At 44.2% G+C, this 20,903-nt stretch carries 21 protein-coding genes and 1 riboswitch; of the genes, 18 read left to right on the plus strand and 3 right to left on the minus strand.

Features of this window, described 5'->3' with window-relative positions; translation table 11 throughout:
* From ACEYKX_RS01380 to ACEYKX_RS01415, 8 genes are all read left to right on the plus strand, one after another.
* A partial coding sequence (locus tag ACEYKX_RS01380) for a NapC/NirT family cytochrome c (protein WP_373780366.1) occupies positions 1–827 on the plus strand: 827 nt, incomplete at its 5' end.
* Positions 828–858: 31 nt separating this feature from the next.
* A riboswitch (molybdenum cofactor riboswitch) is annotated at positions 859–999 on the plus strand.
* A gap of 109 nt (positions 1,000–1,108) precedes the next feature.
* Entirely contained in the window at positions 1,109–3,583 is a 2,475-nt protein-coding gene (torA, locus tag ACEYKX_RS01385) for a trimethylamine-N-oxide reductase TorA (RefSeq protein ID WP_373768132.1), read from the plus strand.
* Positions 3,584–3,697: 114 nt separating this feature from the next.
* Positions 3,698–3,946, plus strand: a complete 249-nt coding sequence (locus ACEYKX_RS01390; RefSeq protein ID WP_373768133.1) for an antitoxin — start codon at positions 3,698–3,700, stop codon at positions 3,944–3,946.
* Entirely contained in the window at positions 3,943–4,338 is a 396-nt protein-coding gene (locus tag ACEYKX_RS01395) for a type II toxin-antitoxin system VapC family toxin (RefSeq protein ID WP_373768134.1), read from the plus strand. Before ACEYKX_RS01390 ends, ACEYKX_RS01395 begins: the two co-directional genes overlap by 4 nt.
* Positions 4,339–4,346: 8 nt before the next feature.
* Complete coding sequence (locus ACEYKX_RS01400) at positions 4,347–4,745, plus strand: DUF423 domain-containing protein (protein ID WP_373768135.1); 399 nt, start codon at positions 4,347–4,349, stop codon at positions 4,743–4,745.
* Positions 4,745–5,821, plus strand: coding sequence for a 23S rRNA (cytidine(2498)-2'-O)-methyltransferase RlmM (rlmM, locus tag ACEYKX_RS01405; RefSeq protein ID WP_373768136.1), 1,077 nt, complete (start codon positions 4,745–4,747; stop codon positions 5,819–5,821). The genes ACEYKX_RS01400 and rlmM overlap by 1 nt, the downstream gene beginning before the upstream one ends.
* A gap of 89 nt (positions 5,822–5,910) precedes the next feature.
* Positions 5,911–6,723 (plus strand): 4-hydroxy-tetrahydrodipicolinate reductase, encoded by an 813-nt coding sequence (gene dapB / locus ACEYKX_RS01410; protein ID WP_373768137.1) that lies wholly within the window; start codon positions 5,911–5,913, stop codon positions 6,721–6,723.
* A gap of 54 nt (positions 6,724–6,777) precedes the next feature.
* Entirely contained in the window at positions 6,778–7,884 is a 1,107-nt protein-coding gene (locus tag ACEYKX_RS01415; protein WP_373768138.1) for a methionine biosynthesis PLP-dependent protein, read from the plus strand.
* A gap of 45 nt (positions 7,885–7,929) precedes the next feature.
* Here ACEYKX_RS01415 and can read toward each other — a convergent pair whose 3' ends face one another.
* Together can and cspD are read right to left on the minus strand one after the other, a co-directional pair.
* Positions 7,930–8,664 carry a carbonate dehydratase gene (gene can, locus ACEYKX_RS01420; protein WP_373768139.1) on the minus strand — a complete coding sequence of 245 codons (735 nt, stop codon included), beginning with the start codon at positions 8,662–8,664 and terminating at the stop codon, positions 7,930–7,932.
* 141 nt (positions 8,665–8,805) lie between these two features.
* A complete protein-coding gene (cspD, locus tag ACEYKX_RS01425) occupies positions 8,806–9,015 on the minus strand; it encodes a cold shock domain-containing protein CspD (protein WP_373768140.1) in 210 nt (69 codons plus the stop codon).
* Positions 9,016–9,429: 414 nt separating this feature from the next.
* On the opposite strand from cspD, the gene ACEYKX_RS01430 reads away from it, so the two are divergent.
* Positions 9,430–9,618: a hypothetical protein gene (locus ACEYKX_RS01430; protein WP_373768141.1), complete on the plus strand. Its 189-nt coding sequence runs from the start codon at positions 9,430–9,432 to the stop codon at positions 9,616–9,618.
* A gap of 93 nt (positions 9,619–9,711) precedes the next feature.
* Here ACEYKX_RS01430 and ACEYKX_RS01435 read toward each other — a convergent pair whose 3' ends face one another.
* Positions 9,712–10,281, minus strand: a complete 570-nt coding sequence (locus ACEYKX_RS01435; RefSeq protein ID WP_373768142.1) for a DUF1439 domain-containing protein — start codon at positions 10,279–10,281, stop codon at positions 9,712–9,714.
* A gap of 95 nt (positions 10,282–10,376) precedes the next feature.
* Here ACEYKX_RS01435 and ACEYKX_RS01440 point away from each other — a divergent pair, with 95 nt between their 5' ends.
* The 9 genes from ACEYKX_RS01440 to mukB all read left to right on the plus strand — a co-directional run bounded on the left by ACEYKX_RS01440 (position 10,377) and on the right by mukB (position 20,799).
* Positions 10,377–10,502 (plus strand): hypothetical protein, encoded by a 126-nt coding sequence (locus ACEYKX_RS01440; protein WP_373768143.1) that lies wholly within the window; start codon positions 10,377–10,379, stop codon positions 10,500–10,502.
* Positions 10,503–10,571: 69 nt separating this feature from the next.
* Positions 10,572–11,210 (plus strand): outer membrane lipoprotein chaperone LolA, encoded by a 639-nt coding sequence (gene lolA / locus ACEYKX_RS01445; RefSeq protein WP_373768144.1) that lies wholly within the window; start codon positions 10,572–10,574, stop codon positions 11,208–11,210.
* A gap of 76 nt (positions 11,211–11,286) precedes the next feature.
* Positions 11,287–11,595 (plus strand): trp operon repressor, encoded by a 309-nt coding sequence (gene trpR, locus ACEYKX_RS01450; protein WP_373768145.1) that lies wholly within the window; start codon positions 11,287–11,289, stop codon positions 11,593–11,595.
* Entirely contained in the window at positions 11,582–12,370 is a 789-nt protein-coding gene (gene mtgA, locus ACEYKX_RS01455; protein WP_373780367.1) for a monofunctional biosynthetic peptidoglycan transglycosylase, read from the plus strand. The genes trpR and mtgA overlap by 14 nt, the downstream gene beginning before the upstream one ends.
* A gap of 69 nt (positions 12,371–12,439) precedes the next feature.
* On the plus strand, positions 12,440–13,159 hold the full coding sequence (gene nfsA, locus ACEYKX_RS01460) for an oxygen-insensitive NADPH nitroreductase (RefSeq protein WP_373768146.1): 720 nt from the start codon (positions 12,440–12,442) through the stop codon (positions 13,157–13,159).
* Entirely contained in the window at positions 13,156–14,061 is a 906-nt protein-coding gene (locus tag ACEYKX_RS01465) for a RimK family alpha-L-glutamate ligase (protein ID WP_373768147.1), read from the plus strand. The genes nfsA and ACEYKX_RS01465 overlap by 4 nt, the downstream gene beginning before the upstream one ends.
* 164 nt (positions 14,062–14,225) lie before the next feature.
* Positions 14,226–15,557 carry a chromosome partition protein MukF gene (gene mukF / locus ACEYKX_RS01470; protein WP_373768148.1) on the plus strand — a complete coding sequence of 444 codons (1,332 nt, stop codon included), beginning with the start codon at positions 14,226–14,228 and terminating at the stop codon, positions 15,555–15,557.
* A 47-nt stretch (positions 15,558–15,604) separates the two neighbouring features.
* Positions 15,605–16,336 carry a chromosome partition protein MukE gene (gene mukE / locus ACEYKX_RS01475; RefSeq protein WP_373768149.1) on the plus strand — a complete coding sequence of 244 codons (732 nt, stop codon included), beginning with the start codon at positions 15,605–15,607 and terminating at the stop codon, positions 16,334–16,336.
* On the plus strand, positions 16,336–20,799 hold the full coding sequence (gene mukB / locus ACEYKX_RS01480; RefSeq protein ID WP_373768150.1) for a chromosome partition protein MukB: 4,464 nt from the start codon (positions 16,336–16,338) through the stop codon (positions 20,797–20,799). Before mukE ends, mukB begins: the two co-directional genes overlap by 1 nt.
* Positions 20,800–20,903: the final 104 nt, after the last annotated feature.

Raw genomic sequence — 20,903 nt, forward strand, 5'->3', positions numbered from 1 at the left:
CTGATCAAGAGGCATACGAGGCTCATCGTTTAGAGATGGCTCAAAAAGTCTGGGCGGATATGAAGGCGACGGATTCTGCAACTTGCCGTAGTTGTCACAGTTTTGAGGCGATGGCGTTGTCCGAGCAGAAAAAAGAGGCTCAGAAAATGCATAAGTTAGCTCAGGAAACAAATCAAACCTGTATTGATTGCCATAAAGGGATTGCTCATTTTATGCCTGAAATTCCGGTTGATAATGCTGCCGCTGCTGGTGAATTAGCAAAATTTGGTGGGGAATTTACCGCTAGCGATAAGATTTTGTATTCATTGGCGATGAGTACCGCTCAATTTGGTGAGGGCGGTGAGGCTCGTTTGATGCCTTATGCGGAATTAACCGAGTGGAAAGCGGTCGGCGATAACATTCAGGCGACGGTGAAAGGCTGGCAACAAGCTGGGGCGGAATCTGTGGTTTATATGGATTTAGGTAAGCGGATTATGGTGGCGTTATTGGGTGATGAGGTGAAAGATAAAGTCACTGTGGCTAAGACCGTTTATGACAATGTGACTGCGTCCGATTGGAAAGAAGTCAGTTTTGCGGTGACGTTGCCGAAAAGTGCGGTGACTTCTAATCTTAATGCGTTAAATCAGTTCGGTAATAACTTAAATCAGACCCATTGTAGTGGTTGCCACGCACCGATTGGTGCAGATCACTATACAGCAAATCAGTGGATTGGTGTGGTCAATTCGATGAAAGACAGAACATCAATGAGTGCTGATGATGTGCGTGCAGTGACGATTTATCTGCAACGTAATGCAAAAGATATTTTGGCGGTTCTCACTAATCGCTGACGCAAAATGCTCGCCTTTGGCATTTCAAAGGCATTTAACCCGACTCCGAGCCTGTCGTCCTAAGTCGTAAGATATGGAACCAGTGCCTGTAATTTGAACTTCGGATTACACAATGGTACGTTTAGAAATGAGCGTGCCACTCCCTTTAGAAAGGTGTCGTTATATTAACTTTCACAAACTGTATTTGCGAAAGTGGTAATCCGTACCAACGGATTACAAGCGGTATCTTTCTTTCTCTTTTTTGCAAATGCCTTTGTGAAATTTCATTAATGAGGTTTCAAATGAAAAAGCAAGACAAATTCAATGCAAGTCGTCGTGATTTTCTGAAAAATTCTTCTTTAGGTTTAGCGGGTGCGTCACTGGCTACGGGCGGTGTGACATCTTTACTCAGTCCAACGGCAACAGCCGCAGAGCAGACTACGGTGATGACCGCTGCACACTGGGGGCCGATTGGGGTTGTGGTTGAAAACGGTAAAGCGGTGAAATCAGGCCCTGCGATTGTGCCTGTGTTGGAGAATGAGCTACAAAGCGTTGTGGCGGATCAGCTTTACAGCGAAGTGCGGGTGAAATATCCGATGGTTCGTAAAGGCTATTTGGAAGGTAATAAAGATACGACATTGCGTGGACGTGATGAATGGGTGCGAGTGTCTTGGGATAAAGCCTTTGAGTTAGTGCATAATGAAGTGAAACGTGTGCGTGATGCTCACGGTGCAAGCGGTATTTTTGCCGGTTCATACGGTTGGTATAGTTCAGGGGCATTGCACGCTGCTCGTACTTTATTACACCGCTACTTAAATTTAACCGGTGGCTTTGTTGGTGTAAAAGGCGACTATTCAACAGGTGCTGCTCAGGTGATTATGCCACACGTTCTTGGCACTATTGAAGTGTATGAACAGCAAACCAGCTGGGAAGTGGTGTTAGACAGTTCAGAGATCGTCGTGTTATGGTCTGCAAACCCGATGGCAACGTTACGCAATGCGTGGACTTCAACTGACCAACAAGGCGTAGAATACTTCAAAAAATTAAAAGAGAGCGGTAAACGTGTTATCTGTATTGACCCTGTGAAAAGCGAAACTTGCGAGTATTTAGGGGCAGAGTGGATCCCGATTAATACGGCAACGGACGTGGCGTTAATGTTGGGTATTGCACATACGTTAGCAACGGAAGGCAAAGTAGATACCGCTTTCATTAAAAAATACACCACAGGCTACGATAAATTTGAAACCTATTTGTTAGGCAAAGAAGATAATCAGCCGAAAGATGCCGCTTGGGCAAGCCAAATTACCGGCGTACCGGCTGATACCATCAAAAAATTAGCCACAGATTTCTCTGCAAAACGCACAATGTTAATGGCTGGTTGGGGTATGCAACGCCAACGCCACGGCGAACAAACTCACTGGATGATCGTGACATTAGCGTCAATGTTAGGTCAAATCGGCTTACCGGGTGGAGGTTTCGGTTTAAGTTATCATTATGCAAACGGCGGTGCACCAACGGCAACGGGCGGTATTTTAGGTTCGATCACCGCAAGTCTATCTACCGAAGCAGGCGAAAAAACGTGGCTTGATGATACCTCTAAATTCTCGTTCCCATTAGCACGAATTTCCGATGCCTTATTAAACCCAGGGAAAACCATTCAATATAACGGCACGGAAGTGACCTACCCGGATATTAAATTGATCTACTGGGCTGGCGGTAACCCGTTCACTCACCACCAAGATACGAACACCTTAGTGAAAGCGTGGCAAAAACCGGATACGGTGATTGTCAATGAAGTAAACTGGACACCAACGGCTCGAATGGCGGACATTGTTCTTCCTGCAACCACCAGCTATGAACGTAACGACTTAACGATGTCGGGCGACTATTCAATGATGAATATCTTCCCGATGAAACAAGTGGTTGAGCCACAATTTGAAGCGAAAAGCGACTACGATATTTTTGCAGAACTTGCCAAACGTGCAGGTGTGGAACAGCAATTCACTGAAGGCAAAACGGAAATGGATTGGTTAAAAGGGTTCTATAACACTGCCTTTGAAGCCGCTCGCAAAAACCGTGTGATTATGCCGAAGTTTGAAAAATTCTGGGAAGACAACAAGCCGATTACGTTTAAAGCAAGTGAAAAAGCGAAAAAATGGGTGCGTTACGAAGAGTTCCGCAATGATCCGTTGCTTAATCCGCTAGGTACGCCATCAGGTAAAATCGAGATCTTCTCCGACACTGTGGCGAAAATGAATTACGACGACTGTAAAGGTCACCCGACTTGGTTTGTTCCTGCAGAATATGCAGGCAATGTGACCGCTGAAGAGCCGTTAGCGTTAGTGACACCACACCCATACTACCGCTTACACAGCCAGCTTTGCCACACATCATTACGTCAAAAATATGCAGTGGCAGATCGTGAACCTGTGTTAATTCACACTGAAGATGCCAAAGTTCGTGGCATTGCAAGCGGTGATATTGTGCGTATTTTTAACAAACGTGGTCAAGTGCTTGCAGGTGCAGTTGTCACAGATGGCATTATCAAAGGCACCGTCGCCCTACACGAAGGGGCGTGGTACGATCCGCAAGATTTAGGCGTTAGCGAAAAACCGCTCTGTAAATACGGCAACCCGAACGTACTAACCCGTGATGAAGGCACATCAAAACTAGCACAGGGTAACTCACCAAACACCGCAATCGTCCAAGTTGAGAAATTTGTCGGCGAAGCACCTGCAGTAACGGTGTTTACTGAACCGAAATATCAGCAGGGTTAATTAAAGGTTGTATGATAAAGGCTAAGTGCGAAAGTGCTTAGCCTTTTTGATATATACCTTGATCTATATTTTTTGAGTTGCTATATTAATCCTATGCAAGATAAGGGGGGATATATGCAAACAGCAAAACTTTTTAATAATGGACGTAGTCAAGCGGTACGATTACCTGCGGCTTTTCGTTTTGATACTGATGAAGTTTATATTTATCGAGATGAAAATACGGGTAATGTCATCTTATCTAAGCGTCCGAATGATTGGCAAGGCTTTCTTGATGCCGTGAAAGATTTGCAAGGTGAACAATTAGAATTTGATCGAGATACTCGTATGCAACATCGAGATCCGTTTGAGGATTGGTCAGAATGAGATATATGCTAGATACCAATATGATCAGTCATATTTTAAAACAGCAACCGAATGTAATGGCGAAATTGTTGAGTGTACCGATGCAATCCCTTTGTATTTCAGCGATTACGTATTCTGAAATCAGTTATGGGCTGGCGAAAAAACCTGAGGCATATAAACTTCATCGTGCAGTTAAAGAGTTGTTATTATGTGTGGAAGTCCTAGATTTTGATAAGCAAGTGGCAAAAATCTACGGTGAATTTAAGGCAAAAGTGGAGCAACAAGGCAAAATGCTCACGCCTTTAGATATGCAGATTGCAGCCCATTCTTATGCTGTGGGGGCGGTTCTTGTGAGTAATGATCAGGCTTTTGCTCAGATTAAAGAATTAACCGTTCAAGATTGGACGAAATAAAGGTGACTATGAAAAACAAATTTCTTCTTTTTTCAGCCCTAAGCGGTTTTTTCTGTATCGCTTTCGGGGCTTTTGCGGCTCACGGTTTGGAGAAGGTCTTAGATCAGAAAGCGTTGGCGTGGATTGAAACAGGCTTGCAATATCAGATGTTTCATACGCTAGCATTGATGGCGTTGGGGCTGTTTCAAATTGCAAATTTTTCGCAAAATCCGCCCGCTTGTAGAGCCAAAGCTTTTAACATTATTGGCGGTAGTTGGGTGTTAGGGATTTTGCTGTTTAGTGGCAGTTTATATGCGTTAGCCTTAGGAGCAAGCCGAATTTTTGTTTGGACAACGCCTATTGGCGGTACGCTATTTTTAGTGGGCTGGGCGGCGTTGGTTTATATTTGTGTGAGAAGTCAGAAGTAATGAATAAATTAGCTTTATACTGCCGTGCAGGTTTTGAAAAGGAAGTGGCAGGTGAAATCAATGATAAAGCGGCTCAGTTAGGGATTTATGGGTTTGCCAATCTCAAAGAGCACAGTGGTTATGTGATTTTTGAGTGCTATCAGGCAGGAGAAGCGGATAGATTAGCCAGAGAATTAGCTTTTAATCAGTTGATTTTTGTTCGTCAAATGATTGTGGTCGGCGAGTTGTTGCAGGACTTACCCGAAGGGGATCGAATCTCGCCGATTGTGGCACAATATCAAGCCTTAAATCCGAAAAACAGTAGTGAGATTTTTGTTGAAACGCCTGATACGAATGAAGCCAAAGAACTTTTGACTTTTTGTCGCAAGTTTACTGTGCCGTTGCGTAGTGCCTTGAAAAAACAGGGCTGGTTAGGGGCAAAAGAAACGGCGAAGCAGAGTATCAGCTTGCATATTCTGTTTGTGGGATCGGGCAAGTGTTATGTGGGGTATGCCTATAACCATAACCGATCACCATTTTTTATGGGGATACCCCGTTTGAAATTCCCTGCGGATGCACCAAGCCGTTCGACATTGAAATTGGAGGAAGCGATTTTGACCTTTGTTCCACAGGCAGAGGAGAAAAAACGTTTTACCGAACAGATGTACGGTGTCGATTTAGGCGCTTGCCCGGGGGGCTGGACCTATCAGTTAGTCAAGCGTGGTCTGTTTGTCTATGCGGTCGATCACGGCAAAATGGCGGCAAGTTTACATGACACGGGGCGTATTGAGCATTGTGCGGAAGATGGTTTTAAATTCCAACCGCCAAAACGTAAGCAGATCGATTGGTTGGTGTGCGATATGGTTGAACAGCCGTTGCGAATTAGTAAGTTAATTGCAAAATGGTTGATTAACGGTTGGTGTCGGGAAACGATTTTTAACCTGAAATTGCCGATGAAAAAACGTTATCAAGAAGTGCAACTGTGTTTAGATACGATTTCTTTGTTATTAGAGAAACAAGGGCTGAAATTTTCAATTCAGGCAAAACATTTGTATCACGATCGGGAAGAGATCACGGTGCATATTCAATTAACGTAGCAAAAAACAAGCGGTAAGTTTTTCACAAAATTTTGCAAATTTACGGTAGAATCCGACCGCTTGTATTTTAACGAATTTAAGGACACAACATGACATTAAAAATCGGCATTGTCGGCGCCGGCGGACGTATGGGGCGTCAGCTTATTCAGGCAGTCAAGCAAGCACAGGGCGTGGTATTGGGCGCCGCCTTTGAATGCCAAGGTTCATCATTAATCGGCGCAGATGCCGGTGAATTAGCGGGCATTGGGCATTTAGGGATTACCGTAACGGATGATCTATCATCACAAGTCAATCAGTTTGATCTGTTAATTGATTTTACTCGTCCTGAGGGAACGTTAGAACATATCGCTTTTTGTGTCGCACATAATAAAAAAATGGTGATCGGTACAACAGGTTTTGATGATGCCGGCAAACAAGTAATTAAATCAGCGGCAGAGAAAATCGGTATCGTTTTTGCTTCTAACTACAGCGTTGGGGTGAACTTAGTATTTAAGCTGTTAGAGAAAGCGGCAAAAGTCATGGGCGATTATTGCGATATTGAAGTAATTGAAGCTCACCACCGCCATAAAGTGGATGCCCCTTCCGGTACGGCGCTTTCAATGGGTGAACATATTGCCAAGACTTTAGGTCGTGATTTAAAAACACACGGTGTATTTGCGCGTGAAGGGATTACAGGGGAACGTAAGCGTGATGAAATCGGCTTTGCCACGATCCGTGCAGGTGATGTGGTCGGTGAACACAGCGTTTGGTTTGCCGATGAGGGTGAACGTGTTGAAATTGCACATAAAGCCTCGAGCCGAATGACCTTTGCTAACGGTGCCGTGCGTGCGGCGAAATGGCTTCAAACCAAAGAAAACGGTTTATTTGATATGACCGATGTATTGGATTTAAACAATTTATAGTGATAGACAGCAACAAGCGGTCAGATTTAATCAAAATTTTGCAAAAGGATAGATATGAAATATAACAACATTGAAAGTACCTTAGTCCAACTGGGAAATCGTACTGATGAGCGTACTGGGGCGGTGGCAACACCGATTTTCCTTTCAACTGCTTATGGACATATGGGGATCGGCGAGTCCACCGGCTTTGACTATACTCGTACCAAAAACCCAACCCGTAGCGTACTTGAGCAAGGCATTGCGGACTTAGAGGATGGCGATGCAGGTTTTGCATTAGCGTCAGGTATGGCGGCAATTCAACTGATTATGTCGCTCTTTACCGCCCCTGACGAGTGGATTATCTCTAGCGATGTTTATGGCGGAACTTACCGCTTGTTAGATTTTAGCTACAAAAATAACAACACCGTGAAACCGGTTTATGTGAATACGGCGGATCTGGACGCGATTGAGAAAGCGATTAATCCAAATACGAAAGCGATTTTTGTTGAAACACCGTCTAATCCGTTGATGGAAGAGTGTGATGTTGAAGCGATTGCGAAAATTGCTAAAAAGCATAATTTGCTGTTAATTGTTGATAATACTTTCTTAACGCCAGTATTGTTCCGCCCGATTGAACTTGGGGCTGATATTGTTATTCATAGTGCAACCAAATATTTGGCAGGACATAATGATGTGTTAGCCGGTTTGGTGGTAGCAAAAGGGCAAGCATTATGTGACCGCTTGTTCTATTTGCAAAATGGTGCTGGGGCAGTGCTTTCGCCGTTTGACGCTTATATGATTATTCGTGGCTTAAAAACCCTTGCGTTGCGTGTAGAACGTCACCAACAAAATGCGACGGAACTCGCTAAATTCCTGGCGGAACAACCGCAAGTCCAAGATGTGCTTTATTCGGGTAAAGGCGGAATGCTGTCGTTCCGCTTGAAAGATGAAAACTGGGTCAATCCGTTCTTAAAAGCGATGAAGATGATTACCTTTGCGGAAAGCTTGGGCGGTACGGAAAGTTTCATTACTTACCCTGCAACCCAAACCCATATGGATATTCCTGAAGCGGAGCGTATCGCACGCGGTGTATGCAATAAGCTCTTGCGTTTTTCCGTCGGTCTTGAACATGTGGACGATATTAAGGCGGACTTATTGCAAGCCTTCGCACAGTTTAAATAAAACGATAAAAAACGACACAATTGAAATATGTTGTGTCGTTTTTCTTTATAATCCTTTCAGCGAGGAAAGCCCGAGTTCGTCAGATTCTTCACGGCTTTCAATATCACCTTGATTATTAGCGGAAATCTCGTCGGCATCGGTTAATAACTTGGCAATCGCATTGCGATAGGTAATTTCCAAGGTTTCACGACTGGTCGCAATCACGCCTTGATCATTTAAAAAACCGTCGTTTACGTCATAAACCCAACCATGTAACGAAAGCTTTTTGCCCCTTGCCCAAGCTGCCGTGACAATTGTCGAACGACCTAAATTATAGACCTGTTCCGCCACATTCAAACGAACGAGCATATCGGCACGCTGGTCCGGCGTCAACTTACCCAGCAGATGACTGTGCTTAAACCATAAGTCGCGAATGTGTAATAACCAGTTATTGATTAATCCGTTATCTTCCATACCGATAGCTGCTTTGATACCGCCGCAATTGGTATGACCGCAAATAATAATGTGCTCGATATCTAAAACATCCACGGCATACTGTACGACGGATAAACAGTTTAAATCGGTATGAATTACCAAATTGGCGACATTTCGATGAACGAAGAGTTCTCCGGGTTCTAAACCGGTCAGTTTTTCGGCCGGAACACGGCTATCCGAACAACCTATCCATAGGTAACTTGGTTTTTGATGTTCTGCAAGCTGTTTGAAATAATCGGATTGTTCATCCTTCATTTGAGTTGCCCAAGCGTGATTGTTAGCAAATAGCCGTTCAATTTTCTTCATAATGATGTGTTCTCGTTTTATCAAAGGAGGGGATTCTAACACAGAATCAGATATGACAAACGAGCAGATAAATAAAACGGCAGGATTTGTAAAATTTTTTACGAATCCTACCGCTTGTATGGGAAATGTTAAATGGTAAGGTTAGTCAACGATTGGGACTATGCGGGAAGCTGAAGCACCTTTATCTCCGCTTGTGAGCTCAAATTGTACTTTTTGCCCCATTTTCAGGGAACGGTAGCCTTCACCTTCAATCACAGAGAAATGTGCAAAAATATCACCGTCAAAGCTTTCTGAGGTAATAAACCCAAACCCTTTGGCATTATTAAACCATTTAACGACACCGGTTTCCATAAGTCATCTCCTTTTGTTAAATATTTGACGTAAATGTTAGTCAAAAGTGTAAAATTCACAATAGTCAAAATTCAAAATTTCGACATAGATCACAAAATTTTTAAGTTTTACTCCAAGAAATTGTACTTATCGCTATTTTTTTGAAGTAATACGGCTTAATTTTCTTCCGGTGACACTCATTCAAAATGAAAAAACTGAGTTAATTTCAGTGAGAAAATGTAACGGATTATATTGTTCAAAGAGAATGAGGAATTTTGAATAAATACAGGTTTTGTTTAGAAAAAGACAATTGTCATCAAATCCAGCCGTGTTAAGTGATTTAATTTTGTAAAATTTACAAAAAACCCTTAAAAAAAGATTGAAATCTAAAAATAATTACGTTATTTTACAAACATGTTTTTAAAGGAGACAAATATGGACATGTTATTTAAAGTATTAAAATTTCTAGGACTACTTTCTCTCGGTGTTTTTGCTTTCAGCATTCTTAAAGTCATTATTGAAAACGAATCGTTATGGGCACTTATTATCATTGCGTTGACGATTCCGGTTTTTTGGTGGTTTGAAGATAAGTGGAAAGAGAATCACCTTGAGAAAACACACTGAAAATAAAAAAATTATAAAAATAACAGCCTATATTATGGAAAAACCCACATTTGTGGGTTTTTCCATTTGTATTGATATGTAAATTTTTTGAAATCAGAACACAGAGGTTTCTAACCGCAGTATACCTTTATCCACAATAATAGCCTTGCCGAATTTTTTCATCAGCGCTTCTTGAGCGTTATTTTCATTAAGAGTGTAAACGGGCGTATTGTTCAAAAAATTTGTCAATCCGTCGGCTAATATCGGCATAAACATCTGCAAATCCCGTTGATATTTTTCGGGGGTGACGATCCAATCGATTACACGCGCGTCTTTTAAAAATAATTTACCGTTTTGCGGATCATAATAAGGCACCGTATCCATGTTCAGACGGATATTGGCCTGATATTGCTTTCCGTTGGCTTTCAAAAGTCCGTCAACGTTTCCGATGATTTCAACCCGCTTTTCTTCCGTTTGGCCGATTCGGGTAGTTAAGTTGTGCAGGCGATAATCCAATTCAAACAAACCGGGAACACCGACGCGATCATTTAGCGGAATTTTTTCTGCCAAACGGGTTTCAAGATATTGGTTGATTTGATCTTCAGTAATGTCTAACAACGCCGCATGACTGACAAGCGGCATGGCAGCCAATACACATAAGGAAAACTGACGAAAAATCTTCATAAAAGCCTCTTTAAAAATTGGTTTGAGCCGAAAATATCAGTAAAATATTCCGTTAGAGTGATACATACTATAATCGTTTTTAAAGGAAATCATAAATGAAAAAAATCTTTCTGATGTTATCTCTGCTTTTGGTTGTCGGCTGTAGTGCGGGCGTGAGTGCCAGCGGTGGCTCAAACGGTGTTGGTTTTGGGCTGGGAATCGGAACGGGCATCCGTTTTTAACCGCATAAATCGGAACTTTTAATCGGTAAATTGTCAAACAGGCACATGATAAAAACTTAAGGATAACTCATGAAACATTTATTCGTAAAATCATTAATCGGCACCTTATTATTTTCTGCCGTAACCTTTTCAATAGCGGACGAAGCATCGGTCAAAGAATTGCAAAGCCGCTTAGAAAAAGTCAACCAATACAGCGCAGATTTTGAGCAAACCGTTCGTTCAAGCAAGGGAAAAGAGATTCAAAAGGGTAGCGGTAAATTTCAAGTCAAACGCCCGAATTTATTTCGAATGGATACCAAAAGCCCACAGGAAAATTTGATTGTTTCCGACGGAGAAACCCTGTGGTTTTACGATCCGTTCGTTTCCCAAGTCACGGCAAACTGGGTGAAAGACGCGGTCAATAACACGCCTTTCGTTTTATTGACCAGTAATGATAAAAATCACTGGGAACAGTATGAGGTGAAACAAAATGCCGATACTTTCGTGTTAAAGCCAAAATCGAAGAAAAGCGGCATTAAACAATTTGATGTCCGTATCGATACAAACGGTTTGCTGAAGGGATTTAGTACTATCGAACGTGACGGGCAAAGCAATTTATATGTTTTGCGTAATATTACCACTCAAGGTATTTCCGATAATTTATTTAAGTTTTCAGTGCCGAAAAACGTCGAATTGGATGATCAACGTAATAAAGCCGGAAAAAAATAAGTTGCAAGCGGTGAGTTTCGCAAAAAATTTTGCTAATCTCACCGCTTGTTTATATCCATCATTCTTTTTTACACCTATGAAATCACTTTATAATCAACGTAATCCACAGGAATGGCAACAGTTTTTGTCATTATTAAAAGACGCTGTCGCAGAAGATAAAGCCGAAGCGCTGTTTTCGATGTTTCTAACGGCGGATGAACGAAGTGCTTTAGGATTAAGGGTTCAGATCACCCAAGCATTATTGGATAATCGGTTGTCACAACGGGAAATTCAACAACAATTGAATACCAGTGCGGCTACCATTACACGAGGTTCGAACATGCTTAAAACGGTTGAACCGGAAATTCTGCAATGGGTAAGCGAAAAGTTAAATGGTCATCAATAAGTTAGTTTCAACACTGTTTTCTTGCCTCAATCAATTTATTCGATATTTTTTTATACCGTCTAAGCGGATTCGCTCGATAAGAGGTCGACTTTGCTTTGTCGCTTCCCGTATTTGCCTTGCGTTTTTTTCTTTTTATTTGATATTAACCTTATTGTTCAGCGTAGTACCGGTTCCGTTTTCCTCCTATATGGTGCAACAAAAAGTTTCGCATTTGGCGGCGTGGGAAAAATACGACATCCGGTATGATTGGGTGAATATGGATAAAATTGCTTGGCAAATGCAAATGGCGGTCATTGCCGGGGAAGATCAAAAATTCGATTCCCATTTCGGGATTGACTTTAATGCTATAGAAAAAGCGTTAGCGCGTAACGCCAAAACCAATAAAAAACCGCGCGGAGCGTCAACGATTTCACAACAAACCGTCAAAAATTTGTATTTATGGCATGGCACCAGTTGGATACGTAAAGGGATTGAATTACCTCTGACCGTATTGGTGGAAAGTGTATGGAGTAAGCGCCGAGTGCTGGAAGTTTATTTAAATATCGCCGAATTCGGCGACGGTATTTTTGGCGTAGAGGCGGCGGCGCGTCATTATTTCAATAAACCGGCGGCTAAACTGACGTTACAAGAATCCGCCCTGTTGGCTGCGTCACTGCCGAATCCGCTGATTTACAAAGTGGACAGACCGAATTCGACGATGCGTAAAAGGCAACAATGGATCATGCGGCAAGTGCAAAATTTAGGCGGGCAAAAATATCTGGAAAAATTGGAGTAGCCGTCTTGAGTGAAGCGCTCTCGAAGAGTAAGATTCGAGGGCGTTTTCTTTTTTGTTACAGGTGAAAAAATGCAAAGCAAACCGACTCTAGAGACAATTTTGTCACACCGTTCCATTCGAAAATTTACCGATCAGCCTATTTCGGCGGAGATTTTTTCCGCTTTAATCGACGCAGGCAGACGTGCCTCCACCTCCAACAATTTGCAATGCGTTTCGATTATTCGGGTAACCGATCCGAATAAACGTGAACGTTTACGTGAAGCATCAGGTATGAATTATATTACCGAATGTGCCGAATTTTTACTGTTTTGCATTGATTTCCATAAACATAAACAGCTGGATCCGCAAGCGCAACTGGATTGGACGGAAGTCAGTCTGATTGGTGCGGTCGACACGGGCATTTTGGCGCAAAACGTGTTACTCGCGGCAGAATCGTTAGGATTGGGCGGCGTATATATCGGTGCGTTGCGTAACAATATTCAGGCGGTTTCGGACGTTTTAAATATTCCGCCTTATTGTATTCCGCTGGTCGGGCTCTGCTTAGGCTATCCGAATCAAGATCCGCAGCTCAAGCCTCGTTTGCCGCAAGCACTGATGTGTTATGAAAACGGTTATCCGCCGTTGGATACGAATGCGTTGGTAAAATACAATCAAGAACTGACCGCTTACTATCAACAGAGATCAGGGCAGTCGTTGACATGGGAAGATAACATTCGAAAAGCGCTTGATACACCGCTCCGTCCGCATATTTTGCCGTATTTTCAGCAACAAGGTTTCTTGAAAAAATGACCGTGTTAATGCTTTGCCGTGAACCTCGGCTATATAGTTGTCAGCGCTTAAAGCAAGCTGCCGAAGCAAAAGGTTTTCAGGTAGATATTTTGGATCCGCAACGTTTTTTATTGCGGACGGAACAAGGTAAATTCAGCTTATTCTATCAACAAGGCGAAGTATATGATAAACCGAGATGCTCACCTAAATCATTGGGGGATTATGTCGGTGTGTTGCCGCGTTTCGGTGTATCCGGTACGGAAATCGGTTGTCATATTTTGCGTCATTTCGAATATCGGCAAATACCGGTTTTAAATACGGCGCAGGCGTTTTCACTGGCACGCCATAAATGGCAAAGCCTGCAAGTATTGAATGCACATGGTATTCCGACGCCTTCAACCGTGTTGGCGGGCGAGTTGTACGGCACGATGGAAACGCTACAACAATTTCCGTTACCGTCCGTTATTAAAACGCTTTCCGGTTCACAAGGTTGCGGCGTCATGTTAGCTGACAACCAAAGCAATGCTGTCAGTCTGCTCAATACATTACATACGGCAAAGGTTCCCACCTTATTACAAGCGTTTATTTCGGAGTCCCAAGGGCAAGATATTCGGGTTTTTGTTGTCGGGGATGAAGTCGTAGCCGCCATGCAACGCCGAAGTGCGAAAGGGGAATTCAGAGCCAATATTCATCAAGGCGGCAGTGCGTCTCCCGTTGAGTTAACGGTGGAAGAACGGCTGCTGGCGATAAAGGCAACTCAAGTGATCGGATTAGACGTAGCGGGTGTTGATCTGATTCGAACGCAGCAAGGCACAATGGTATTGGAAGTCAATGCCGCACCGGGATTGGAAATGATCGAACGTATCAGCCAAGTGGATATCGCTTCCCGCATGGTTGAACGCCTTCTTGCCAAAATCAGCTGACACATAAATGACAAGCGGTGAGATCGTGACAATATTTTGCAAAATCCAACCGTTTTATGCAGAAATTAATATAAAACCGACCACTTGTCTTTCCCATTTCTCTCTTCATAGGTTACAATATTCACTATTTTTTCAACATTCTAGATAATCACTGAAAGCCACCTATGTATAACGAATTGGCACAAACCTTGCCGGAACTTATTTCATGGACGAGAGATCGTGAATTTTCACTGTCTCTCTCAACCGATCGCCTTGCTTTTTTATTAGCTATTTCGTTGTATAACAATGAACGAATGGACGGTGAGTTGCTTGAAAGCGATTTGCACGATCTTTTCCGCCATGTCTCCAATGTGTTTGAACAATCGGACGCCACCTTGGCGCAACGTGCAAACAACGCGATTAACGATTTGGTCAAGCAGCGTTTTTTAAACCGATTCAGCAGTGAATTTACCGAAGGGTTGGCGATTTACCGTTTAACGCCGCTCGGGGTCGGGGTATCGGATTATTATGTTCGCCAACGCGAATTTTCCACGTTACGCCTTTCCATTCAGTTGTCGATTGTTGCCGAAGAAATACAACGGGCGTCAGCCTCGGCGGAAGAAGGCGGTGATGAACGGTTTTGGCGTACACAGGTCTTTGCGCCATTAAAATATTCGGTTGCCGAGATTTTCGATAGCATCGATCTTTCCCAACGCATGATGGATGAAAATCAGCAACAAATTCGCGAGCGAATCGCCTCCTTGCTCAGTCAAAATTGGCATGACGCTATTGCTACCTGCCAACAGTTATTGGATGAAACCTCCGGTAATCTGCGTGAATTGCAAGATACGCTCAATGCCGCCGGGGATAAACTTCAAGCGCAATTATTACGCATTCAGGCTTGTTTGATCGGGCGTGCGGAATTGGATTTCGTCGATCAATTAGTCGTTAATCTGCAAAACAAACTCGACCGAATTATCAGTTGGGGACAGCAGGCGATTGACTTGTGGATCGGCTACGACCGCCATGTACATAAATTTATTCGTACTGCGATTGATATGGATAAAAACCGCGTCTTCGGTCAACGGTTACGCCAATCGATTCAATCTTATTTTGAGAACCCGTGGCAACTTTATATCACTAAAGCCGATGCCTTGTTGGATTTACGCGATGACGAAACCGAATTCAATGAAGCCGATGCTGTCGGCGAATTACCGACCGAACTTGAATACGAATCCATGTCGCAAGTACAGGAACAAATTGTCGCCATTATGCAAGCGCATTTGGCACCGTTCCGCGATCAAAACAAACCGATCGATTTAGGGGCAATCTTGCGTGAGCAACTAGAAAAATACCCGCTCAGTCGTCATTTTGATGTTGCGCGTATCGTTGTGGACCAAGCCGTCAAACTCGGTATGGCAAGCCAAGACAATCAAGCCGTTTATCCGCAATGGCAAGCCATTAATGATAACGGCGCCGAGGTACAGGCGAATGTGATTGATCAATATAATAAATAACAAGCGGTCGGTTTTAATCAAAATTTTACAAATATAGAGAACGAACAATGACAGATACTCAAGAGCTTATCTCGACAAAATTAGCACAGGCAATCGCTAATCCGATTTTTCCGCAGCTTGACAGCGCACTGCGCGCAGGGAGACACGTCAGCCTCGAATCACTGGACGAGCATGCATTTTTAATGGATTTCCAAACGGAATTGGAACAGTTTTATCGCCGTTATCATGTGGAATTGATTCGCGCGCCGGAAGGGTTTTTCTATTTACGTCCGAAAGCCACAACATTGATTGCCCGCAGTGCGATGAGCGAAATGGAAATGTTGGTCGGTAAAGTGCTTTGTTATCTCTATTTAAGTCCGGAACGCCTTGCGCAACAAGGTATCTTCAGCTACGACGAAGTGTATGACGAACTGCTTAATTTGGCGGATGAAGGAAAATTATTAAAAGCGGTGAATCCGCGTTCGACCGGTTCGGATTTGGACAAAGCCAAACTTGCCGAAAAAGTCGGCGGGGCGTTGCGTCGCTTACAACGTATCGGCATTATCACCCGCGTCGGCGATCAAAACAGCAAAAAATTCGTGATTTCGGAATCCGTCTTCCGCTTCGGTGCCGATGTCCGTACCGGCGATGACCCGCGTGAAGCGCAGCTTCGCTTAATTCGCGACGGTGAGGCGACCACACCGGCGTTGCTCAACAAACAACCGGAAGATGATGCGGTGAATAACGATACGGAAAATGACGACATTGACGAAATTGAACAACAGGGTGAGGAAGAATAATGGAACATATCGAATTGCAAAATAATGAGCTGATCGCACCGCTTGTTCGTCCTGAAGGTGTCGTTCGCGGTAAATTCCGTTCTCTAACCTTGATTAACTGGAACGGTTTCTTTGCCAGAACCTTTGATTTGGACGAACTGGTTACGACCTTGTCAGGCGGTAACGGGGCGGGGAAATCCACCACTATGGCCGGTTTTGTTACGGCGTTAATTCCGGATTTAAGTCTTATTAACTTCCGTAACACGACGGAAGCCGGTTCGACCTCAAGTTCACGCGATAAAGGGTTGTACGGAAAATTGAAAGCAGGTGTCTGTTATGCGGTACTTGAAAGTGAAAACTCGCGCGGGCAGCGCGTGATCAGTGGCGTACGCTTACAACAAATTGCCGGACGTGACAAAAAAGTCGATATTCGTTCATTTTCCATTCAAAATATCCCGTTTGAACAATCAATCATCAGTGTATTTACGGTACAAGTCGGTGATAAAAACGCCCGTGTACTGGCATTAAACGATTTGAAAGAACAGTTTGACGGCAGTGACGTACTCTTCAAACAATATCATTCGATTACGGATTATCACGGCTTTTTGTTTGATCTCGGCATTATCCCGAAACGTTTGCGTACGTCATCGGATCGCAGCAAATTCTACAAGTTGATTGAAGCATCGCTCTACGGCGGTATTTCCAGCGTCATTACCAAATCATTGCGCGATTATTTATTACCTGAAAATCTGGGTGTTCGTCAGGCGTTCCAAGATATGGAATCGGCGTTACGTGAAAACCGTATGACATTGGAAGCGATCAGATTGACGCAATCGGATCGGGATATGTTCAAAAAACTGATCACCGAATCGACCAATTACGTGTCCGCCGATTATATGCGCCATGCCAACGAACGTCGCGGTAACGTTCAATCCGCCTTGGAGAAACGCCAAGAGTGGTATCAATCCAAATCTAAAATCGAATTGGAACAGCAGCGCATCGTAGAATTCAGCCGAGAAGTGAAAGATTTGAGCGATGCCGAGAGCGGATTAGAAAAAGAATATAATAGTGCGTCCGATCACCTAAATCTTGTGCTCAATGCCTCCCGCCATCAAGAAAAGATGGAACGCTATCAAGATGAGGTCGCCGAATTAAGCGATAAATTGGAAGAGCAAACCATGGCGGTTGAGGAAGTAGTCGAACGGGTAGAGCAAGTACAAGCGATTGCGGATGAAGCCGAAGACGTGGTGGAGTCATTACGCTCGGAAATGGCGGATTACCAACACGCATTGGATGCACAGCAAACCCGCGCATTGCAATACCAACAAGCGGTCAATGCACTGGAAAAAGCCAGACAGCTGTGCGGTTTACCGCATTTGGATTTACACAATGTGGAAGATTATCATGCGGAATTTGCCGCACAAGCCGATGATATGACCGATCGCGTGTTTGATTTGGAACAGCGCCTGTCTGTGTCGGACATGGCGAAAACCCAGTTCGATAAAGCCTTCGAATTAGTTTGTAAAATTGCGGGAGAAACAGACCGCTTGCAAGCCGATAGCGTAGCGAAATCGTTACTTTCCGCTTATCCGGCACAGAAGTCCCACGCACAACAAGCGGTGGCTTTACGCCAAAAACTAGCCGATCTTGAACAACGTCTGCATCAACAACAAAATGCACAACGCTTGTTAAGCGAATTTAACCAAAAAGCACAAACCAACCTTGAAACGGCAGAAGATTTAGAGGCTTATTACGAAGAGCAGCAAGCCCGTTTGGACGATCTGGAAGCAGAACTCGCCGAATTCGTCGAAGTTCGTTCCGCGCAGCGTCAGCAACGCGAACAGTTAAATCAGCAATACCAACAGCTTGCTCAAACCGCACCGGCGTGGCATACGGCACAATCCGCACTGGCACGTTTACAGGAGCAATGCGGCGAGACCTTTGAAACAAGCCAATCTGTCATGCAATTTATGCAAAATACCTTAAGCCGCGAACGGGAAGCAACCCTTGAACGCGATGAACTGGCTCGCCGTGAACAGTTGTTGGACGAACAAATTTCCCGTCTCAGCCAACCGGACGGTGCCGAAGATATTCGGTTAAATCATTTGGCGGAAAAATTCGGCGGTGTATTATTGTCCGAATTGTATGACGATGTATCGTTGGAAGACGCACCGTATTTCTCCGCCCTTTACGGCGAAGCGCGTCATGCTATCGTCGTCCGTGATTTGGAGGCCGTCAAAGCGCAGCTCGGTCAATTGGACGATTGTCCGGACAATCTCTATTTAATCGAAGGGGATCCGAACGCGTTTGATGACAACGTATTCCAAACAGAAGAATTGGCTGACGGTGTGGTCGTTCAACTGTCCAATCGTCAGTGGCGTTATTCGAAATTCTCCGAATTTGCGGTGTTCGGTCGCGCCTCTCGTGAAAAACAGCTTGAGCAGTTAAAAATAACACGTGATGAAACGGCGGAAAAACATGCGGAGCGTGCGTTTGACGTACAAAAATGCCAACGTCTGCATCAACATTTAAGCCAATTTGTCGGTACCCATTTGGCATTAGCCTTCCAGCCGGATCCGGAAGCGATCATGCAAGACATTGCGCAAAAACGGGTTGAAATCGATCGTGAATTGAATCAAGCGGGCGGACAAGAACAACAACTGCGTCATCAGTCGGACAACAGTAAAATGCAATTACAGCTATTGAATAAAGTATTGCCGCAATTGACCGTGTTATCCGATGAAACGCTTCAAGATCGTGTGGAAGAATGTCGTGAGCAGTTGCTGGAAGCGCAAGAAGACGAACAATTTATTCGTCAATACGGCAACTATTTAGCCCAGCTCGAACCGATTGCCGTGGCATTAAAAAGCGACCCGACACAGTTTGAACAACTTCAGGAGAATTACAAGCGGTCGGTTGAGCAACAAAAATTACTCAAACAGAAAGTCTTTAGTTTAGCCGATGTTATGAACCGCCGTTTGCATTTCAGCTATCAAGAAACCGTCGGTACGGAAGGTTCTGCATTGAATGAACAGCTCCGTCAGCGTTTGGACAGCGCACAGCGTGAACGTGAACTTGCCCGCGAACAGCTTCGACAGGCGCAAACCCAACTGACGCAATACAATCAAGTATTAACGTCATTGCGCAGCTCTTACGAGGCGAAAAACCAAATGTTGCAAGAATTGATCCGGGAAATGGACGAATACGGTATCCGTAACGATGACGGCGCCGTCGAACGTGCGACCGCCCGTCGTGACGAACTGTATCAACGGTTAAGTCAACAACGTTCGCGCCGGACGTATTTGGATAAACAGCTCGCCGTGATCGAAGCGGAAATGGATAATCTGAACAAAGCGGTGCGCAAGGCGGAGCGGGATTACCACAGCCAACGCGAAATCGTGGTACAGGCGAAAGTCAGTTGGTGTTTGGTACTGAAAATGTCGCGTAACAGCGACGTGGAAAAACGTCTCAACCGTCGCGAGCTGGCATACCAATCTGCAGAAGAACTGCGTTCGATTTCGGATAAAGCACTCGGCGCGTTGCGTCAAGCGGTTGCGGATAACGAATATTTACGCGACAGTCTACGTGCGTCGGAAGACAGCCGTAAGCCTGAAAACAAAGTGGCGTTCTTTATTTCGGTGTATCAACATTTACGTGAGCGAATTCGTCAAGACATTATCAAAACCGACGATCCGATCGACGCGATTGAGCAGATGGAAATCGAGCTTTCCCGTTTAACCAATGAGCTGACCAGCCGTGAGAAAAAATTGGCAATCAGCGCGGAAAGTGTGGCAAATATTCTGCGCAAAACCATCCAACGTGAACAAAACCGCATTTTGCAACTTAACCAAGGCTTACAGAATATTGCCTTCGGACAGGTCAAAGGCGTGCGTTTGGTGGTAAATATTCGTGATACTCACGCCATTTTGCTCAATGCATTATCCAGCGAAAGGGAACAGCACAGCGATCTGTTTGAGAATCAAAAACTCAGTTTCTCGGAAGCATTGGCGATGTTATATAAACGCGTGAATCCGCATATTGAAATGGGACAACGTACTCCGCAAACTATCGGGGAAGAGTTGTTGGATTACCGTAATTATCTCGATCTTGAAGTGGAAACCTTCCGTGGCGCGGACGGCTGGATGCGCGCCGAGAGTAGTGCGTTATCCACCGGTGAAGCGATCGGAACGGGGATGTCAATCCTGTTGATGGTGGTACAAAGCTGGGAAGAGGAGTCACGCCGTTTACGCGCCAAAGACATTCTGCCTGCCCGTTTGCTCTTTTTGGATGAAGCCGCTCGTTTGGATGCGACTTCTATCAATACCTTATTTGAACTGTGCGAACGCTTGGATATGCAATTGCTGATTGCCGCACCGGAAAATATCAGCCCGGAACGCGGTACGACGTACAAATTGGTTCGTAAAATTGCCAATAACCAAGAATACGTACATGTGGTCGGATTGAAAGGGTTCGGACAAAAATAAACGGTAACGGGACAAGCGGTGGTTTTCAGTGCGTTTTTTGCAAAAAATCGAACGGAAATTACCGCTTGTTGTATACAGACCTGCGCATGTTCAAAGGCGAAATA

Origin of the sequence: Glaesserella sp. (assembly GCF_041817755.1) — a bacterium.
Classification (GTDB): Bacteria; Pseudomonadota; Gammaproteobacteria; order Enterobacterales; family Pasteurellaceae; genus Glaesserella.

Excerpts from the sequence above, each read along its gene's own strand:
- torA (WP_373768132.1), top strand. The coding sequence starts at position 1,109 with ATGAAAAAGCAAGACAAATTCAATGCAAGTCGTCGTGATTTTCTGAAA.
- ACEYKX_RS01390 (WP_373768133.1), top strand. The coding sequence starts at position 3,698 with ATGCAAACAGCAAAACTTTTTAATAATGGACGTAGTCAAGCGGTACGA.
- ACEYKX_RS01395 (WP_373768134.1), top strand. The coding sequence starts at position 3,943 with ATGAGATATATGCTAGATACCAATATGATCAGTCATATTTTAAAACAG.
- ACEYKX_RS01400 (WP_373768135.1), top strand. The coding sequence starts at position 4,347 with ATGAAAAACAAATTTCTTCTTTTTTCAGCCCTAAGCGGTTTTTTCTGT.
- rlmM (WP_373768136.1), top strand. The coding sequence starts at position 4,745 with ATGAATAAATTAGCTTTATACTGCCGTGCAGGTTTTGAAAAGGAAGTG.
- dapB (WP_373768137.1), top strand. The coding sequence starts at position 5,911 with ATGACATTAAAAATCGGCATTGTCGGCGCCGGCGGACGTATGGGGCGT.
- ACEYKX_RS01415 (WP_373768138.1), top strand. The coding sequence starts at position 6,778 with ATGAAATATAACAACATTGAAAGTACCTTAGTCCAACTGGGAAATCGT.
- can (WP_373768139.1), bottom strand. The coding sequence starts at position 8,664 with ATGAAGAAAATTGAACGGCTATTTGCTAACAATCACGCTTGGGCAACT.
- cspD (WP_373768140.1), bottom strand. The coding sequence starts at position 9,015 with ATGGAAACCGGTGTCGTTAAATGGTTTAATAATGCCAAAGGGTTTGGG.
- ACEYKX_RS01430 (WP_373768141.1), top strand. The coding sequence starts at position 9,430 with ATGGACATGTTATTTAAAGTATTAAAATTTCTAGGACTACTTTCTCTC.
- ACEYKX_RS01435 (WP_373768142.1), bottom strand. The coding sequence starts at position 10,281 with ATGAAGATTTTTCGTCAGTTTTCCTTATGTGTATTGGCTGCCATGCCG.
- ACEYKX_RS01440 (WP_373768143.1), top strand. The coding sequence starts at position 10,377 with ATGAAAAAAATCTTTCTGATGTTATCTCTGCTTTTGGTTGTCGGCTGT.
- lolA (WP_373768144.1), top strand. The coding sequence starts at position 10,572 with ATGAAACATTTATTCGTAAAATCATTAATCGGCACCTTATTATTTTCT.
- trpR (WP_373768145.1), top strand. The coding sequence starts at position 11,287 with ATGAAATCACTTTATAATCAACGTAATCCACAGGAATGGCAACAGTTT.
- mtgA (WP_373780367.1), top strand. The coding sequence starts at position 11,582 with ATGGTCATCAATAAGTTAGTTTCAACACTGTTTTCTTGCCTCAATCAA.
- nfsA (WP_373768146.1), top strand. The coding sequence starts at position 12,440 with ATGCAAAGCAAACCGACTCTAGAGACAATTTTGTCACACCGTTCCATT.
- ACEYKX_RS01465 (WP_373768147.1), top strand. The coding sequence starts at position 13,156 with ATGACCGTGTTAATGCTTTGCCGTGAACCTCGGCTATATAGTTGTCAG.
- mukF (WP_373768148.1), top strand. The coding sequence starts at position 14,226 with ATGTATAACGAATTGGCACAAACCTTGCCGGAACTTATTTCATGGACG.
- mukE (WP_373768149.1), top strand. The coding sequence starts at position 15,605 with ATGACAGATACTCAAGAGCTTATCTCGACAAAATTAGCACAGGCAATC.
- mukB (WP_373768150.1), top strand. The coding sequence starts at position 16,336 with ATGGAACATATCGAATTGCAAAATAATGAGCTGATCGCACCGCTTGTT.